At 47.3% G+C, this 17669-nt stretch carries 21 protein-coding genes; 7 read left to right on the top strand and 14 right to left on the bottom strand.

Annotated features, from left to right (window positions below; translation table 11 throughout):
• Positions 1-55 precede the first annotated feature (55 nt).
• Both SB724_RS10895 and SB724_RS10890 read right to left on the bottom strand, forming a co-directional pair.
• The gene (locus tag SB724_RS10895) at positions 56-397 is read right to left on the bottom strand and encodes a single-stranded DNA-binding protein (protein WP_007614303.1); all 342 of its coding nucleotides are present in this window, start codon (positions 395-397) and stop codon (positions 56-58) included.
• Positions 398-494: 97 nt separating this feature from the next.
• The gene (locus SB724_RS10890; RefSeq protein WP_003151247.1) at positions 495-848 is read right to left on the bottom strand and encodes a hypothetical protein; all 354 of its coding nucleotides are present in this window, start codon (positions 846-848) and stop codon (positions 495-497) included.
• 172 nt (positions 849-1020) lie between these two features.
• On the opposite strand from SB724_RS10890, the gene SB724_RS10885 reads away from it, so the two are divergent.
• Positions 1021-1431 (top strand): YwpF-like family protein, encoded by a 411-nt coding sequence (locus SB724_RS10885; protein WP_044802928.1) that lies wholly within the window; start codon positions 1021-1023, stop codon positions 1429-1431.
• Between the two features lie 47 nt (positions 1432-1478).
• On the opposite strand, the gene mscL is transcribed toward SB724_RS10885, so the two are convergent.
• Both mscL and fabZ read right to left on the bottom strand, forming a co-directional pair.
• Complete coding sequence (gene mscL / locus SB724_RS10880) at positions 1479-1874, bottom strand: large conductance mechanosensitive channel protein MscL (protein ID WP_003151243.1); 396 nt, start codon at positions 1872-1874, stop codon at positions 1479-1481.
• A 56-nt stretch (positions 1875-1930) separates the two neighbouring features.
• Complete coding sequence (gene fabZ, locus SB724_RS10875; RefSeq protein ID WP_003151242.1) at positions 1931-2356, bottom strand: 3-hydroxyacyl-ACP dehydratase FabZ; 426 nt, start codon at positions 2354-2356, stop codon at positions 1931-1933.
• Positions 2357-2551: 195 nt separating this feature from the next.
• Here fabZ and SB724_RS10870 point away from each other — a divergent pair, with 195 nt between their 5' ends.
• Entirely contained in the window at positions 2552-3616 is a 1065-nt protein-coding gene (locus SB724_RS10870) for a tetratricopeptide repeat protein (RefSeq protein WP_007407559.1), read from the top strand.
• 17 nt (positions 3617-3633) lie between these two features.
• On the opposite strand, the gene SB724_RS10865 is transcribed toward SB724_RS10870, so the two are convergent.
• From SB724_RS10865 to spoIIID, 4 genes are all read right to left on the bottom strand, one after another.
• Positions 3634-4455 carry a flagellar hook-basal body protein gene (locus SB724_RS10865; RefSeq protein WP_319466091.1) on the bottom strand — a complete coding sequence of 274 codons (822 nt, stop codon included), beginning with the start codon at positions 4453-4455 and terminating at the stop codon, positions 3634-3636.
• Positions 4456-4479: 24 nt separating this feature from the next.
• Positions 4480-5277 (bottom strand): flagellar hook-basal body complex protein FlhO, encoded by a 798-nt coding sequence (flhO, locus tag SB724_RS10860; protein ID WP_007614310.1) that lies wholly within the window; start codon positions 5275-5277, stop codon positions 4480-4482.
• Positions 5278-5436: 159 nt separating this feature from the next.
• Positions 5437-6438, bottom strand: coding sequence for a cell shape-determining protein Mbl (gene mbl, locus SB724_RS10855; protein WP_003151237.1), 1002 nt, complete (start codon positions 6436-6438; stop codon positions 5437-5439).
• A gap of 180 nt (positions 6439-6618) precedes the next feature.
• Positions 6619-6900 (bottom strand): sporulation transcriptional regulator SpoIIID, encoded by a 282-nt coding sequence (spoIIID, locus tag SB724_RS10850; RefSeq protein WP_003151236.1) that lies wholly within the window; start codon positions 6898-6900, stop codon positions 6619-6621.
• A gap of 331 nt (positions 6901-7231) precedes the next feature.
• Between spoIIID and SB724_RS10845 the strand changes: the two genes are divergently transcribed.
• Both SB724_RS10845 and SB724_RS10840 read left to right on the top strand, forming a co-directional pair.
• On the top strand, positions 7232-7645 hold the full coding sequence (locus SB724_RS10845) for a MarR family winged helix-turn-helix transcriptional regulator (protein ID WP_007407562.1): 414 nt from the start codon (positions 7232-7234) through the stop codon (positions 7643-7645).
• A 22-nt stretch (positions 7646-7667) separates the two neighbouring features.
• Positions 7668-8864, top strand: coding sequence for an MFS transporter (locus SB724_RS10840; RefSeq protein ID WP_410571073.1), 1197 nt, complete (start codon positions 7668-7670; stop codon positions 8862-8864).
• Positions 8865-8898: 34 nt separating this feature from the next.
• On the opposite strand, the gene SB724_RS10835 is transcribed toward SB724_RS10840, so the two are convergent.
• The 3 genes from SB724_RS10835 to SB724_RS10825 form a co-directional block, all read right to left on the bottom strand.
• Entirely contained in the window at positions 8899-10353 is a 1455-nt protein-coding gene (locus tag SB724_RS10835; RefSeq protein ID WP_410571071.1) for an NCS1 family nucleobase:cation symporter-1, read from the bottom strand.
• Between the two features lie 165 nt (positions 10354-10518).
• Complete coding sequence (locus tag SB724_RS10830; RefSeq protein WP_014419079.1) at positions 10519-11883, bottom strand: MFS transporter; 1365 nt, start codon at positions 11881-11883, stop codon at positions 10519-10521.
• On the bottom strand, positions 11880-12446 hold the full coding sequence (locus tag SB724_RS10825; protein WP_003151227.1) for an isochorismatase family protein: 567 nt from the start codon (positions 12444-12446) through the stop codon (positions 11880-11882). Before SB724_RS10825 ends, SB724_RS10830 begins: the two co-directional genes overlap by 4 nt.
• 252 nt (positions 12447-12698) lie before the next feature.
• On the opposite strand from SB724_RS10825, the gene SB724_RS10820 reads away from it, so the two are divergent.
• Positions 12699-13910 carry an ammonium transporter gene (locus SB724_RS10820; RefSeq protein WP_410563908.1) on the top strand — a complete coding sequence of 404 codons (1212 nt, stop codon included), beginning with the start codon at positions 12699-12701 and terminating at the stop codon, positions 13908-13910.
• A 17-nt stretch (positions 13911-13927) separates the two neighbouring features.
• A complete protein-coding gene (locus tag SB724_RS10815; protein ID WP_003151222.1) occupies positions 13928-14278 on the top strand; it encodes a P-II family nitrogen regulator in 351 nt (116 codons plus the stop codon).
• Between the two features lie 55 nt (positions 14279-14333).
• On the opposite strand, the gene ftsW is transcribed toward SB724_RS10815, so the two are convergent.
• On the bottom strand, positions 14334-15488 hold the full coding sequence (gene ftsW / locus SB724_RS10810; protein ID WP_007407568.1) for a putative lipid II flippase FtsW: 1155 nt from the start codon (positions 15486-15488) through the stop codon (positions 14334-14336).
• A gap of 164 nt (positions 15489-15652) precedes the next feature.
• On the opposite strand from ftsW, the gene SB724_RS10805 reads away from it, so the two are divergent.
• Positions 15653-16228, top strand: a complete 576-nt coding sequence (locus SB724_RS10805; RefSeq protein ID WP_059367654.1) for an undecaprenyl-diphosphatase — start codon at positions 15653-15655, stop codon at positions 16226-16228.
• 17 nt (positions 16229-16245) lie between these two features.
• Here SB724_RS10805 and SB724_RS10800 read toward each other — a convergent pair whose 3' ends face one another.
• Positions 16246-16668 carry a VanZ family protein gene (locus SB724_RS10800; RefSeq protein WP_015418403.1) on the bottom strand — a complete coding sequence of 141 codons (423 nt, stop codon included), beginning with the start codon at positions 16666-16668 and terminating at the stop codon, positions 16246-16248.
• A gap of 91 nt (positions 16669-16759) precedes the next feature.
• On the bottom strand, positions 16760-17629 hold the full coding sequence (spoIIQ, locus tag SB724_RS10795) for a stage II sporulation protein SpoIIQ (protein WP_007614325.1): 870 nt from the start codon (positions 17627-17629) through the stop codon (positions 16760-16762).
• Positions 17630-17669 lie beyond the last annotated feature (40 nt).

Here is a 17669-nt window from a genome sequence, read left to right as displayed (position 1 = left end):
GGAAGGAGGTATTGCGGGGCCCGCTGAAAGGCGGGAAATCGAGGAAAAAAGAATGCTATTCAGCCAGCGGCTCTTTCTGTTTTTGATCCATAAACCGAACGGTATCAGCCATGACCTCGGTCACATAAACTTTTACGCCGTCTGTCTTTTCATAGCTTCTCGTCTGGATTCTGCCGCTCACACCGACCATTGACCCTTTTTGGCAGTACAATGCCGTGTTTTCAGCGTTTTTTCTCCAGATGGTGCAGTTGACGAAGTCGGTTCCGGTTTCACCCGACGCGCTTTTAAAATTGCGGTTTACCGCCAACGTAATATGCGCGACGGGAATGCCCGCTGATGTAAAACGGAGCTCCGGGTCTTTCGTCAGCCGGCCGACAAGCATAACGTGGTTAAACAAGCCGTATCCTCCTCTCTTTTTCGAGGCTGGCTTCATTGTAGTACAAGGGCTCGTGAAAGCAAAAAGCGGATAAAACCGTTATCCGTTCAGGCTGCTCTTATGTTTTCGTTTTTCTTTCTGATAAAAAAAACTTTTGTTTTTGACCGCTTATGTAATATGTATTTTTGAGCAGCCGTGAGAAAAGTTTCGTTTTGAGCCAGTCTTTCTCAAACATGCGGACAAACTTTCCGCCATCCCATGCGAACCAGTAAAAACTCAGCTTTTTATCAGTCAGTGAAAGCTGAATTTTATACTGTTCCATGCGGTCTTTTGTTTCATATAAAAAGACGACATTTCCTCTTCTGTTAAGATGCACCTCACAATCTTCCTTTTTGCATACCAAGTAGGAATGATCGTCTTTTCGCCTTGAACCGTCTTCTATATAGATTTCCTTCAGGCGCAATTGATTCATAAGCATCTCTCCATGACCATATTCTTTTACATTATAATGAAAAAATAGAAATGATTAAATGTTGACCGCCTACAAAAATGATGAAGCATGTCTTACAGCATTTTCCCGGGAAAAATGATATGTGTTATAATGAATGAACGAAAAACATGGACAACAGGGGTGAAAATAAGAGATGAAAACCTTTAAACTGGTTGATCTGAATGTGGAACGTTTAGATAAAGACGATCAGCCGATTGAACAGTTTCCCCTTTTAGACGGATTGATTATTAACAAAGAGGACGGAGAAAATCATTGGTTAATTGAAGCACTGGTCCCGGCCGAACACTTGTCTTTTTTTGACATGCTGATGAAAAGCCAGAAAGAAGCGAAGGTGTTTGTAACGATTACGAAAAAAAGCAACCGCCCCGCCCAGCTGACGGGAAGCATCAAAAATATTGTCCAGTTGGAAAGAAGTATACAAGTTTTAATTTACGGTCAAATGGTGTCAAGAAATCACCCCGGATCAGAAAGCATTCTGGAGTCGCTCGTGAAAGAAGGCTACTCGGGCAGCCGGCTGATTGAAGCGTTTAAACAAAAATTATAATCATATGAAAAAGGCCGGACGTTAATCATCCAGCCTTTTTTTGTGCCCTAGTCATTGTGAGGAGCCCGCTGTTTCAGCAGATCTCTGATTTCAGTCAGCAGTTCTGTCTGCTGATCTGTTTCCTCGGCTTCTTCAGCCTCTTCTTCTGCTTCTTTTTTACGTCTCAGCTTGCCTATTGTGCGGATCACGATAAAAATAGAAAATGAAATAATAAAGAAGTTCACAATCGTTTGAATGAAGCTTCCGTACTTGATATGAGCATCGCCGAATGTCACGGCCAGCCCTGAAAAGTCAAGACCGCCAAGAAGCAGGCCGACAAGCGGCATGATGATATCTTCAACGAGCGACGTCACGATTTTGCCGAAAGCGCCGCCGATGACGACACCGATTGCCAGATCCATGATATTGCCCCGCATCGCAAAGCTTTTAAATTCTGACCACATTACATTCACCCCTTTCTATACAAAATGGGCTTTTTTATAAGCCCATTTGTTTGTTTTTATTCTCCGAGCGCAAAAGTTAATTCAGCTTCACACACGAGCTCGCCGTCAACTTTGGCAACGCCTTTGCCGCGTCCGATCGTACCGCGCGCGCGGGTAATATCAACCTCAAGCTCCAGCTTGTCACCCGGTTTTACCTGCTTTTTGAAACGGCAGTTATCAATCCCCGCAAAAAATGCGAGTCTGCCCCGGTTTTCTTCTTTAATCAGCATCGCAACCGCTCCGACCTGCGCCAAAGCCTCTACGATTAATACGCCCGGCATAACAGGGTATTCAGGAAAATGGCCGTTGAAAAAATCTTCATTCGCCGTCACATTTTTATATCCCGCCGCCCGTTTTCCTTCTTCGACTTCCGTAATTCTGTCTACCAGAAGAAACGGATAGCGATGGGGAATAATTTCTTTAATTTGCTGAGTATCAAGCATTCTCTTGACATCTCCTTCATCGACAATAGTATGTATAGAAGGTATATGTGGCAACCAATCTGTACATTTGGAAGTATATTATGAATCAATTTCTTTTTCAACCGCGCTGTAAACTGTAACCAGCTGGCAATGAGCCTCGTCCATTAATGTGTTATGATAAATAAAGATTTTTACCCTATGCAAAGAGGTTGGAAGATGATTGCTAAGTTTACTGAAAAACGTACGCTGGTGATGCTGAATGAGTGGTATGACGCCATGGGAAAACGCCAATTCGATCTAGCCCGTTCCCTTCACGAACAAATCAATCAGCATCTCCCCAAATTACAAAAGAATGCAAAGCTCAAACTCAGATATCAGCTGTTTTTCGCACGGTTTCAGCTGCTGTTTGAGAAAAAAGACGGTCTGAATAAGCTGTTCTGCGAGCTGAAGCGGCGCAAAGATGAGATGGATCATGAATTAACTTATTATTTCTATTTTTTCAAAGGGTTATTCCATATGGTAAATGGCGCTCCGAACCGTGCTGTCTGCCGCTTTAAAGAAGCTGAACAGTACCTGCCGGCCATTCAGGACCGTTTCGAAGCCGCTGAATTTTATTATAAAACAGCGGGTGCATATTACATGATGAAGTCGCCTGCGCTCTCCATTCAATATGTCAATAAAGCGCTGGAAATCTATCAAGATGAAGCCGGCTACATCAAAAAAACGCTCAGCTGCCGGCTGCTTCTCGCCGTGAATTATATAGACGAGGCACGCTATGACGACGCAGAACAGCTCTTTAATGAATCCATAAAGATAACGGACCGGATCAATGACAATAACCTGCTGTGCCACGCCTATTATAATTTTGGTTTTTTAAAGACCGCCCAGAAAAAAGATAAAGAGGCCCTTCCTTTTTACAAAAAGGTATTGGGCAATCAGCGTTTCGAGAAAGAGTCTCCCGTTTCCTACCTGCATTGTGTATACGAAGCGGTCAGAGCACTTTTTAAAACCGGATCTGCCGCCGAAGGACAAACCGTGCTGCAGAAAGGTTTATACATATCTGAAAAAGTGCAGAACAAGATTATGAAATTGAAGCTGACCGCGCTCAACATACTGTACACCGCTCAGGAGGACCCGTACGACCGATTGCAGAAGCTTGTGCTGGAGCTGCAGAAAATTGAAGCGTGGGTGGATTTGGAAGTGCTGCTTCAGGATATTACTGATTACTACAAAAAAAAGGGCGATTTTGAGAAAGCCGCATTTTTTATCATGCGCGGCTGATCAAAACGCCCCTTCTTTTATCTGACTGAGTTGATTAAGCCCAGCATTTGGTCTCCCAATGTAATCGTGCGGCTGTTCAGCTGATAGGAACGCTGAGACACGATTAAGTCGGTCATTTCTTTTGACATATCGACATTTGAACCTTCAAGCGCGCCCTGCTCCATGCCGATTGCCTGCCGGTTTGCGCCGGTAAGTTCTTCAATCGCTGAAGCCCCCGCGCCGTTTACGGAAAACAGATTATCCCCTTCCGCATGAAGCGCCTGCGGATTATTGACATTGACGATGCCGAGATTAAACGTCTGCGAACGGGTTCCCGCCTGGTCTGAAGCAGTCAGCGTTCCGGTTTTGCCGATTTTCAGCTGAGTCAGCGAACTGTCAATTTGTATGGGCTGACCGTTCTCATCGAGAATGGGATTGCCTCCCGCTGTCATCAGCTGAAGCAGCCGGTCATTTCCGCCGGCCGGCTTGAGGGAAAGTGAGCCGTCCCTTGTATACACCCGCCGTCCGTCCGCTTCTGCCTGAAGATATTGATAAGGTGATGTGAACGCGATATCAAGGTCACGGTCGGTTTTTTTGATGCTTCCCTGCCCTGAGTCCAGCTGCGGAGTCATGACCGTTCCGGCGCCGAGACGCAGGCCGGGCGGCGTTTTCCGCATGTTCGGCGAATTTTCCTTTTTGTCATCTATATGGTCATACTGCTGTCTGATCAGCTCGGAAAAGCGGGAGTCCCTCGCTTTATAGCCTGTCGTATCACTGTTTGAAAGGTTGCTGCTGACTGTATCCATCTGCTGCTGAAGCTGATTTAAGGCTGTTGAAGCCGTCAGCATTGATCTGAGCATCATAATTGAATGTCCCCCATTTTGTTACACTTTGCCGATTTCATTTGCGGCTTTATCCATGCTTTTATCGTAAGCCTGAATGACTTTTTGATTGGCTTCAAATGATCTGTATGCTTCCGTCATTTCTGTATACGTGCTCGTCACGTCCACGTTCGAAAGCTCCGAGACGCCTTGCTTTAATGAATACGAGACTTGGGGATTCGCCGCCGCGCTCGGCAGTTCAGAGCCGTCGGCCGTGCTGTATAGGTCATTGCCGTCCCGTTTCAGATTGCGCACGTCTTCTTCCATTCTGATATCAATCTGCCCCGCCGGCCGGCCGTTTGTCGTGACCGTTCCGTTTTCTGATACGGTGAATTTTTCATTGTCGACTGTAATCGGCTGTCCGTTTGTTGATAACACAAGGTTTCCGTTTATCGTAAGCTGATTGTTTTCATTTAATGAGAAAGTGCTGCTTTTTGAATAGCGGACGCCGCCTGCGGTCTGCACGGGATAAAACAGCTCGGCGTTTTCATTCGTTTCGGCATTCTTGGGAACCTGATTCTCCATCAGTGCGATATCCGTCGGCTGATCGGTCGTTTTCAGGCTTCCCTGCGTAAACAACGGTTTCAGCTCCTGCATGTATACGCCTGTGTTGACAGAACCGATTTTCGTTTTTTTATCGCCTTCTATTCGGCTCAGAAGCATCTCGGGAAAGGCGCGGATTGAACCTTGATCCTCTTTGTACCCTGATGTATTCGCGTTTGCGATGTTGTTTGACAGCATTTCCGTTCTTCTCTGCTGTGTAATCATTGCGGACGTTGCGGTATATAATCCTTTTAACAAGTCTTCCACCTCTGAAATAGCATTATTTCCAGTTGCCTCACCGGAACATTTGTTCTATAATGAAAATCAGCATTTTTTCTTATTATCGGATTTACATTCCCGTTCGTGAAGGGTTTTACAGAAAAAAACCCCATTCTTTTTCAGAATGAGGTTTTATCATCAGCTCAGTTTGCGTTTTGGAAGCTTGTCCATGTTATCCAGCATGACGCCGGTTCCGACCGCAACACAATCCATCGGGTTCTCAGCGACAAGAACAGGCACCCTCAGCTCTTCGGCAAGAAGCTGGTCAAGCCCGTTTAACAGCGCTCCCCCGCCGGTAATGATAACGCCGCGGTCGATGATGTCAGCGGACAATTCAGGCGGTGTTCTTTCAAGAACCTGCTTGGCGGCCTGCACAATGACGGCAACTGATTCACGAAGGGCTTCTTCTACTTCTTTGCTGTTTACTGTAATCGTTCTCGGCAGACCGGAAACCATGTCACGGCCGCGGATGGTGATTTCTTCATGACGTGCGTCTGGGAAAACCGTTGCGACCTTCACCTTAATATCTTCAGCGGTACGTTCACCGATCAGCAGCTTATACTCGCGTTTGATATAATTTAAGATTTCCATGTCAAACTTGTCCCCAGCCATCTTAATAGAAGAGGAGGTGACAATATCGCCCATAGAAATAACTGCGATATCTGTCGTACCGCCTCCGATGTCAACAACCATGTTACCGCTCGGCTGGAAGATTTCCATACCCGCGCCGATAGCGGCGACTTTTGGTTCTTCTTCAAGGTACACATGCTTTCCGCCGCTTTTTTCAGCTGCTTCTTTAATCGCTTTTTGCTCAACGGATGTAATATTCGTCGGGCAGCAGATCAGCATGCGCGGTTTTGAGAAAAGTCCTTTTACATTCAGCTTATTAATGAAATGTTTCAGCATGGCTTCTGTTACTTCGAAGTCTGCGATTACGCCGTCTTTCAGCGGACGGATCGCAACAATATTCCCAGGTGTACGTCCAACCATCCGTCTGGCTTCTTCACCGACAGCCAGCACTTTGCCGCTGTTTTTATCAAGTGCCACAACGGAAGGCTCATTCAGAACAATTCCTTTTCCTTTTACATGGATCAGTACATTTGCAGTACCGAGGTCAATTCCAATATCCCTTGCAAACATCTATTTATATCCTCCTTGATATCTGTTTCACAGTAAAATATCCACATTGTGCCCTAATTATATATATTATCATAATTTATCAAAAAAAAGCTGCTGAACGATATAAGTTCTTGACAAAATTTTGCGGATATTCGCGAAACCGCCCGGGAGGAGAAAAAAGGGCCCGGCAGACGTCAGGCGCTACGGCTGCTGAACGGGCTCCCCTTCAAGAATTTCATCCTTCTTGTACTTTAATTTCGTCGCCTCTCCCCCTCTTAAATGTCTGATGGATTTATGATAATCGAGTATTTCTTTTACTTCATTCGCCAAGTCAGGATTAATTTCAGGCAGGCGCTCTGTCAGATCTTTGTGTACGGTACTTTTGGAAACACCAAACTCTTTCGCAATGACACGAACGGTTTTTTTCGTCTCCACGATATACTTACCAATCTTGATTGTTCGCTCTTTGATGTAATCGTGCACACCACTCGACCTCCCCAGTTGGATGTGAGAAGTGTGAAATGAGATCCGTATTCTGTAACAGATTCACTGATGATGCAGCTTCTTCGTTGTCCGATTATATAAGAAGGTTTTAGAAATATGCCCACGATCCCTCACCTCAAACACTCTCTTTGATAGGTTTGTAACAGTGTATTAGCAATGAATTGGGAATATGCTAAAAACTCAATAAGGACAAGGGGCGGGTCATAATTTTCTGCTTTTTGATCGAGGGGTTTACATCCGCGCGATCCTGCTGTAGAATGAAACAGCACAATTAGTTACTTAGGTAAGTTTTTTGAAAAGGAGAACGGAAATGATCCACGTCAACAGACGCCTCATTCATCAAATCAATCAATGCGCCCGCCTGATTACGAAGAAAGCCAATGAACGGCTGGAACCATTCGGCCTGTACTCCTCTCAATGGTCAATCCTATATTGCTTAAAAACGATCGGACCGATGACCCAAAAAGAAATCTGGTCCTATCTGAACGTTGAGGCGCCGACCGTTACCAGAACGATCAAACGCCTTGAAGAAAACGGCTGGATTCAGCGGGAACAGGGAGAAGACAAGCGGGAAAAGCTCGTCGTCCTGACGAAGGAAGCTGAATTGAAATACGACAGCATCAATCAAGAGATGCTGAAGTTCGAGGAAGACATGCTTGCGGATTTCCAGGATGGAGATAAGGAAGCTTTTTCTGAGTTTCTGAATGTGTTTTTAACGAAATAATAAAAAGGGAAGTGCTGTACTTTTGAGTAAATCTGACTCGATCTGGACCAAAGATTTTATTATGGTCGTACTCGTGAATTTATTTGTCTTTGTGTTCTTTTATACATTTTTGGCCGTGCTGCCTATCTATATGATTCAGGAGCTTGGCGGCAGTGAATCGCAGGGAGGGCTTTTGATCAGCCTGTTCCTGTTATCTGCTATTATCACCCGTCCTTTTTCAGGGGCGATTATTGAACGGTTCGGCAAGAAAAGAATGACGATTGTATCTCTGGCGCTGTTCGCCCTGTCTTCTTATCTGTATTTGCCGATACACAATTTCTATCTGCTGCTCGGACTGCGTTTTTTCCAAGGCATCTGGTTCAGCATTTTAACGACGGTCACGGGCGCAATTGCCGCTGACATTATTCCCGCCAAGCGGCGCGGCGAGGGGCTCGGTTATTTCGCGATGTCTATGAACCTTGCCATGGCGATCGGTCCGTTTCTCGGGCTGAGCCTTGTGAAAGTCATATCGTTCCCGGTTTTCTTTACGATTTTTGCCGTATTTGTTTCTTTAGGCTTGCTGATTGCTTTTATGATTCGTGTGCCGGATCAAAACAACAGCGGAACGACTGTCTTCCGTTTTTCTTTCTCCGACATGTTTGAAAAAGGCGCGCTTAAAATCGCGATTGTCGGGTTGTCCATTTCTTTCTGTTATTCAAGTGTGACTTCATATTTATCCGTTTATGCAAAGACGATCCACCTGTTGGATGTCAGCGGCTATTTCTTCGTCTGTTTCGCCGTAACGATGATGGCCGCCCGTCCTTTCACAGGAAAGCTGTTTGACAGAGTGGGACCGGGAATCGTCATCTATCCGTCGATTATCATGTTCTCCGCGGGGCTTTGCATGCTGGCGATGACAAACAGCGCCCTCATGCTTCTCTTGTCCGGTGCCGTAATCGGTCTCGGATACGGCTCTATCGTACCGTGTATGCAGACGCTGGCGATTCAGAACTCGCCCGGACACCGTTCAGGCTTTGCGACGGCTACCTTCTTCACTTTCTTTGACAGCGGGATTGCCGGCGGGTCCTATGTATTCGGCCTCTTCGTCGCTTCGGCCGGATTCCATTCGATTTATCTGGCCGCGGGGCTGTTCGTCCTGATTGCTTTACTCCTGTATGGCTGGAGCCAGAAAAAAAGAACGCCGCTTGAAGCGGACGGAAACGTTTCAATCGCAGACTGATATGACAAAAAGCCGGGGGCAGCCCCGGCTTTTTTTATTCGGCCGCTCTTTCCCGCGCGATTCGTCTCTCCGCTTTTGCATAAGGAGGATGAATGTACATAAGCGCCGTATAACCGAGACATGACAAAATGACACCCGCAAACCAGGAGATATCATAGATGCCGGCGAACGCCGGGACGTACATCCCGATTAAAGATATAAACGCGCCGAGAAAAGTCGCGGCAAAGGCCCGGTAATTATAGCCTTTGTAATAAGTGTACTGTCCGGTTTCCGAATAAAGGTCTTCAACTGAGAGCTGCCTTTTTCTGATGATAAAATAATCAGCCATCATCACCCCGGCCACCGGTCCGAGCATCCCGCCGATGAGCCCGAGAAACGCATAAACATTCGTGGCGCTCTCCATCAGCTTCCACGGTATTGTGAACAGGGCCAAAACGGCGGTCAAATACCCTCCCCTCCTGAATGTAATATACTTCGGCAGGATATTTGCCAAGTCATAGGCCGGTGACACGATGTTTGCCGCCACGTTAACCGAGACGGCGGCGATGCAAAGCGTGATGACCGAAAGAGCGATAACAAAAGGATTATCAAACCGGGCCAAAATCTCCACCACATCCCAAATCGGTTCTCCGAATGCTACCTGTGATCCGGATGTCACTGTAATGCTCGCAAACGCAAACAGCGCAAACGTTCCCGGCAGGCCGTAAAACTGGCCGCGAATCTGTTCTTTTTGCGACGCGGCGAACCGGGTGAAGTCAGGAATATTCAGAATCAATGTCGCCCATATCCCGATAATGCCCGTCACCCCTGCTGCAAACGGCCAAAACGTTTCAGAAAAGGTATGGAACTTTCCCGGCTGTGAGTAAATCGGTCCGAGCCCGCCGGCAATATCTATCGCCCACCAGACCATGCCGCCGAAGACGAGATAAACAAGCGGACCCGCCCACACTTCAAATTTTTTGATTGATTCCATGCCGTGCCGCAGCACAAGCAGATGAATGCCCCAAAAGAAAATGAACGACAGAAAGCCCGGCAGATGAAGCCCGAATATATTCCAATCTCCGCCGAGACTCCCCCAGCCCGGCCATATGTTCAAAAGCAGAATGTGTAAAGCCGTGCTCCCGGCAAATGTTTGAATTCCGAGCCACATGATGGCTGTAAACGCCCTGAGAAGCGCCGGAATGTTAGCGCCGTATATTCCGTAAGAAGCCCTGATAATGACCGGAAAAGGCAGGCCGTATTTCGTTCCGGCATGGCCGTTCAAGGCCAAAGCGGCGAACAAAATGAGTGACGCCGTCACGATAATGGCAAGCACCTGCCACGGAGAAAGGCCGATCGCAATGAGCCCGCCCACAGTCGCATAGGTCGGGATATTATGAATACAGCCCATCCAGATGGATGCAAAATTCACCGCTTTCCATGTCCGTTCTCCGTCTTCTAAAGGCAGTAAATCTTTGTTGCTCAGCCGATCACTCGTTGTTTTTTTCATTTTCTCCCTCCCGCATGTACATTTTCCTTACATCACATGTGAAAAAATATAACTGAAAATTCCGTAAATAACATTGGTCGCTGTCGACAATAATCGTTTTGATTTTTGAGCACATTACACAAAAAAAAAGAGACGGGGAGAGCCCGTCTCTTTTTTGTGCGCCTGTTAAGAGGCTTTTTTGAGGAGAACCGAAAACCGGAACGCCATCAAAAGGCTTACGGCGCCGACAACGATAAGAATCGTGCCGAGCATATGAAAATGGCCGGCGGTAATTTCTTTTCCGAAAAGAATGCCCAAAATGACAGAAGACAAAATCGAACCGAGATACCGGCAGGTCTGAAACAGGCCGGACGTTGTTCCGACCATGTCGGCGGGGCTCGTTTTCAGCATGGCCGCCTGAAACGTGACATTTCCGAAGCCGTAGCCGACACCCAGCACGGACAGGATCAGCCCTTTTCCTATCATGGGCGCCTGAAGAAAGAAAAACGTTAACAGCACCGCCCCGATCGCGGTCAGGCAGGTTCCGGCAACAATCGGCTGAAGGAGCCCTTTCTTATCTATCCATTTTCCGGTCAGAGGCGACACCAGAATACTCATGCCCGACATAAACAGCATAATCAATCCGCTTGTCTGAACGGACAAATGCATTTCATCCTGAAAATAGCTCGGAAGCCCGAAAAAGATGCAGTAAAAGAATATATTCAGCAAAATAAATTGAATATACACCGACGATAGTTTCCGATGCGTTTTAAACAGCCTGACATCAATAAACGGCTTCTCTGTTTTCAGCTCGCGCCAGATAAAGAGCCCGACAAACAAAAGCCCGAATACGCCTTCTGTATAGTGAGGCTTCGTACTGAAGGACAATAAAAACGACAGGAGAAGGATAATCGCTCCGGCAAACAGGAGTATCCCGATCGTATCAAGCTGGCGGAGCACGCCTTTCAAGCCGCCGATCTCGCGTTTTTCATCTTTCGGAAACATATACATTCCGAGAAAAAAGCTGAGAATGATAAACGGCAGATTGACGAAAAAGATCGCCGGCCACCCTCCCCAAACGATCAGAAAACCGCCGAGAGTCGGACCGAGCGCCGTCATGGCTGATGCAAAGATTGACAGGACGGCCAGCGCCGAAGCCTGCTTCTCCCGTATATTTGAACGGATCAATCCGACGCCGGACGGATATATCGCGCTGCTACCGATCGATTGAAAAAGCCGCATGATCAGCAAAGTCATGAAAGTCGGCGCAAACGGCGCGCCGACCGCCGAGACGGCAACAAGCAGAAGCCCGATCAAAAACAGCTTCTTCCTGCCGAGCATATCACCGAGCTTCCCGGTAACAGGCTGCGCCACCGCGCTGGCAAGGTAAAAGGACGATATCAGCCAGGACACCGTTGTAAACGACAGGTGAAATTCATGCTGAATACTGTGAAGCGCAAGAGAAATCATCGACGAGTTCAATGGGTTCAGCATCGTCCCCGAAGCCACGGCCGTCAAAAACAGGACGCGGCTTTTTTTGGAGATTGTCATTTTGTCTGTGCGATAAATTCTTCCGTCGTCCGGCTTCTGCCGATTTTCGGGAAGATAAACTTGAGTGTCGCTTCGTGCTGTTCATCGCTGAATGTCGCCATCGCGTCAGTTACGAAAACTTGCTGATACCCGAGCTGAAAAGCTTCCCGCGCCGTGCTTTCCACACCGATGTTTGTCGCAATCCCGCATAACACAATTGTGTCGATTCCCCGTCTTCTGAGCTGAAGGTCCAGGTCCGTGCCGAAAAACGCGCCCCACTGCCGTTTTGTTACCGTATAATCGTTTTCTTTCACTCCGATTTCAGGCACAAATTCAGCCCAATCCGCCGGCGGAGCCGAATGGCCCGCCGCCTCTTCATCCGTCAGCGGCTTCAGCGCATCCGCTCCGTCATGAAAATCCACGTTCACAAAGCTGATAAATCCGCCTTTTTCCCGGAACACATCAATTAATTTTTTCGCGTTCGGCACAACGGTACCACTTTTATCCATCGGCACAATGCCTTTTTGTAAATCAATAAGGACCAAAGCCGTTTTTTCAAATTGCAGGTTTAATGATGTTGTCATAATGATTCCTCCTGATGCAGTTAGTGTTTCTCACCCCGTTTATTTTACTCTTTCCCGGACAGGATTTCTTCCGCCGTGCTCCGGCACTCTTTTTATGGATATAAAGTCGCACGGCACCCATTTGAAAAAACAGTATTATGAACGCAAAAAACCATGTCAGATAAACTTACACGAAAATGTTTTATCGTTCTTTTTTCTCTATAATAATGAATTAATCACAATTACATTCTGAATGAGACGGAGGAATACAACATGCAGATGGGCGATACAGTATTTATGTTCTTTTGCGCTTTACTCGTGTGGCTGATGACCCCCGGGCTGGCTTTGTTTTACGGCGGAATGGTAAAAAGCAAAAACGTGCTCAGCACGGCGATGCATAGTTTTTCTTCTCTCGCCATCGTATCCGTCGTTTGGGTTTTGTACGGATATTCACTTGCTTTTGCCCCCGGGAATACATGGCTTGGCGGGATTGAATGGGCGGGGCTGAAGGGGGTCGGCTTTGAACCCGGAAGCTACAGTGATACGATCCCGCATTCCTTGTTCATGATGTTCCAAATGACGTTTGCCGTACTGACAACGGCCATTATTTCCGGAGCATTTGCTGAACGCATGAGATTCAGTGCTTTTCTTGTATTTTCCTTTTTGTGGGCTTCCCTCGTATATACCCCCGTTGCGCACTGGGTATGGGGCGGCGGCTGGATCGGCCAAATGGGCGCTCTTGACTTCGCAGGCGGAAACGTCGTCCACATTTCTTCCGGGGTCGCCGGGCTCGTGCTGGCGATTGTGCTCGGGAAACGCAAGGACGGCACGGCGGCTTCGCCTCACAACTTAATTTACACGTTCTTGGGCGGGGCGATCATTTGGTTCGGATGGTTCGGCTTCAATGTTGGCAGCGCCCTCACGCTTGACAGTATCGCGATGTTTGCCTTCATTAACACAAACACCGCGGCTGCAGCCGGAATTATCGGCTGGATTTTAATCGAATGGATGCTGAACAAAAAACCGACCATGCTGGGTGCTGTATCAGGCGCTATTGCCGGGCTTGTCGCCATTACGCCGGCTGCCGGGTTCGTTACGCCGTTCTCTTCCATCGTAATCGGTTTCATCGGCGGGCTTGTCTGCTTCTGGGGCGTGTATTGGCTCAAAAAGACTTTCGGTTATGATGATGCGCTTGACGCTTTCGGCCTGCATGGAATCGGCGGGACATGGGGCGGCATCGCAACCGGTTTATTCGCCACCACTTCCGTCAATGACGGCGGGGCAAACGGGCTGTTTTACGGCGATCCGGGACTGCTCTGGAAGCAGATTGCGGCCATTGCGGCAACCTATGTATTTGTATTTATTGTCACTTTCGTTATCATTAAAATTGTAGGTCTGTTCATTCCCCTTCGCGCCAGTGAAGAAGAAGAGTCACTTGGGCTTGATTTAACGATGCACGGGGAAAAAGCATATCAGGACTTATAAAGTGAGGAGTGGCTTAGATGAGCGGTCAAATGTTCAAGGTAGAAATCGTTACGCGTCCGGCTAAGTTTGAAACATTGAAACAGGAACTCGGTAAAATCGGAGTCACATCGCTGACCTTCTCCAACGTACACGGCTGCGGCCTTCAAAAAGCTCACACCGAACTGTACCGCGGAGTCAAAATTGAAAGCAATGTGTATGAACGGCTGAAAGTGGAAATCGTTGTCAGCAAGGTTCCCGTTGATCAAGTCGTGGAAACGGCGAAAAAAGTGCTGAAAACGGGAGAGCCCGGAGACGGCAAAATATTCGTCTATGAAATCGGAAACACGATTAATATCCGCACCGGAGAAGAAGGACCAGGAGCTTTATAAACAGGCAGAACGCCCGGAGACAGCATGTCCCGGGCGTTTTTTTTTTCGGACTTCATTAAAAAGAAGAAACCTTTTTTTCATGCGGGACAGGCCGCTTATGCCGTACGGGTTGTTTTTTCGCATATGTACTGATATTGACCAGTATGCCGCACAAAAACAGCGTCATAATCAATGAAGAACCGCCGTAGCTGATAAACGGAAGCGGCACACCCGTAACCGGGAGAAGTCCGCTCATCGCTCCCAAATTCAATACAACCTGAAACATTAATTGAAACGTAATTCCGATGGCAAGAAGCTTCCCGAACGGGTCATCAGCCCGCACGGCCGTTTTGACGCCGAGAAGCATTAACGCAAAATATAATCCCAAAACGATCAGAACACCGAATATCCCCAGCTCTTCGCTGATCACGGCCATAATGAAATCGGTATGCGCCTCAGGCAGATAGTTCATTTTTTCAACACTGTTTCCAAGCCCTCTTCCGAAAAACCCGCCTCCGGAAATAGCAAAATAGGATTGAATCAGCTGATAGCCGTCCCCGTTCGCGTCACCAAACGGATTGGTAAAGGAAACGAGGCGCTTCACACGATAGGAAGCGGAAAATGCGAGATAAACAACCCCCGACACCGCCGTCGCGCCGAGCACGAACAGATGGCGCTTTTTCAAGCCGGCACATAATAAAATCGACCCGCACGCCGCCAGGATTAAGGAAGCCGTCCCTAAATCAGGCTCCGCCAATGTCAGCAGAAAAGCGGTCCCCAAAATCACTAAAGGCGGCAGAACCCCTTTCACAAATTGATGAATGTACGGCTGCTTTTTCGTATAAATCGAAGCGAAATACAAAATCATGGCGATCTTCGCCAATTCAGACGGCTGTACGACAAGCGGGCCCGCTCCCAGCCACCTGCGGGAAAAATTCCGCTCCAGCCCGATTCCCGGTATCAATACGAGCAGCAGCAATACCAGCGAACCGACCACAAACAGCGGTACAAGTCGCGCATACCGCTTATACGGCAGACAGGCGGCAAATAGAAATAAGCATAATCCGATCAGTAAAGAGGCACTTTGTTTATGGAAGAAATAGGATGGATCTCCGTACCGCTGAGACCCCATCACATCACTGGCGCTGTACACCATTAACAAGCCGAATCCGCAAAGCAGCATAATGACAAACACAAGCGGCAGATCGGCGTTTTTCAAACGTTTCAGCAACGGACAAAACTCCTTCGGCTATTCTTTTCCCGCATACTTGACGCACAGTAATACAGTCACGTTTCATTCTGTTTACTTTTTTATGATTATTTTTAATACCAATTGTGTCTCATAGAAAAAAGCATTACACTGTTCATATAAAATAAAGATAAAAGGTGATATTTGTGAATTACGAACTATTTAAAGCGATCAATGGTTTGTCGCACCATAGCGCCATTCTCGACTCTATCATGGTATTTATAACGGAATACGCCATTTACGCCTACGCCCTTTTCCTGCTTGCCATGTGGCTGTTCGGAAGCACAAAAGGCAGACAAAACGCCCTGTACGCGGGCTTCACGGGTGTTGCAGCGCTTATCATCAACTACCTCATCACGAAAGTCTATATCGAGCCGCGCCCCTTTGTCGAACATACGGTTCATACGCTGATCCCTCATGCCGCGGATGCTTCATTTCCGAGTGACCATACGACAGGCGCTTTGGCGATTTCAATTGCGATTCTGTTCCGCAACAAAAAACTCGGCTGGCCGCTTGTGATTTTCGGCCTTTTGACCGGCTTCTCAAGAATTTGGGTCGGCCACCATTATCCGATCGATGTGCTCGGAAGCATTATCGTTTCCCTCATTGTCGGATTCCTGCTGTTCAGATTTTCAAATGTGCTTCGTCCGATTGTCGATCTGATCGTGCGAATCTATGAAAGTATCGTTCATAAAAGCAAATCGACAAACCATAATATATAAAAAAAAGCCGGCGTCTGTCACAGACTGCCGGTTTTTGTATGTTTGGCTGTGTGCTTTTTCCTTTGTAAAGCACAGAATGCGGCAATGCCGAGACTGTCAATCAGCACATCGCGGAGGCATCCGTTTCTGCCGAAAAAGAGCTGGACGATTTCTGTCAGGAAAGCGGCGGCCAATGCATACAGCACCGCCCTCTTCATGCGCCTGCGCTCCCTGAAAAACAAATAGGCGAGCACAAAAAATGAAAATGCGTGCCCGAGCTTTTGAATCGCCGCTTCCGGTATGGCGAGCTCCGCCATATCGAACACAAAGAAACCGGACACATCCGGATGGGGCGTGAAACGGAAGGACACCGTCTGCGACACAACCATATCGTGAAAGCTTTCAGTCAAAGCCGAAACGAAAACAAAGACGAGCCACCCGGCCGCCAGACATTTATTCATTCAGCATCTCCTTCGTTTTCTACTAGTATAAAGGCACATGCGGCAATATGAAAAGCGCCTATCTGAGCTGATAGGCGCTTTGGGATCAAGATTACTTGCCCGAATCTTTCATTGAGCCGTCATCTTTACCATCTGTCTTGTCTTTTGTGCCGTCCTCTTTGTCGCCTGGTTTTTCTTCGGTTTCTTTTTTAGGCGTCACATCTTTTTTCTCGGAAGACTGCTGAATTGCCCCTTCCGTTTCTTCTGTCACAGCGTTTTTCTCTTCAGCCGCCGCTTTTTCAATAGATGTTACCGGCTTGTCCATAAAATTGAGCGGGTTCATCGCTACGCCGTCCTTGCGGATTTCAAAGTGCACGTGATTTCCGCTTTCTTCACTGTAAAGGTTTTTTCCGGATTTACCGATGACCTGGTTCTGCTTTACTTTGTCGCCCTGATCCACGCTGACTTCAGATAAAGACTGATAGACAGTAGACAGGCCGTCTGAGTGTTCAATTTCAACCACATACCCCAGTACCGGGTCTTTAGCAGCTTTAACAACCGTACCGCTCAGAGAAGCAGAAACATCAAATGATTTTCCGTCTTTCTCAGCTAAGTCAATTCCTTTACTGAGGCTGTACGTGTTATTATAGTTAACAAGTGCTGCTTCTTTCTCTTTTTTTGCGGCATCAGTTTCATAAAACTTTTTCACAACAGAAACATTTTCAGAATGAGCAGCCGGCATTGCGACGTTTTCCATTGACTTGCCTACTTCGACGGCATCGTCTTTGCCGCTGTCATACGCGGAGTTTCCGCCGTTGTTCGTCAGATTGTCCTTCACATCATTCGAAACGGATTGATACCAAAGGACAGCTGTTAAAATGACGGCCGCACTGACTAAGTAGATTGCAGGGAATATCCAGCGTTTGCGAAAAAACCGCTGAAGTTTTTTGACTTGAGAAGTTTTCTTTTCTTCCTCTCTCATTTGTTCATCACCTCAGCAACATTCTGAACACTTTTCTGAA

It is taken from the genome of Bacillus sp. SIMBA_031, assembly GCF_046535225.1.
GTDB classification, from domain to species: Bacteria; Bacillota; Bacilli; order Bacillales; family Bacillaceae; genus Bacillus; species Bacillus velezensis.
Note: the sequence above shows the minus strand (reverse complement) of the source record. Positions and strands in the feature narration are given on the sequence as shown.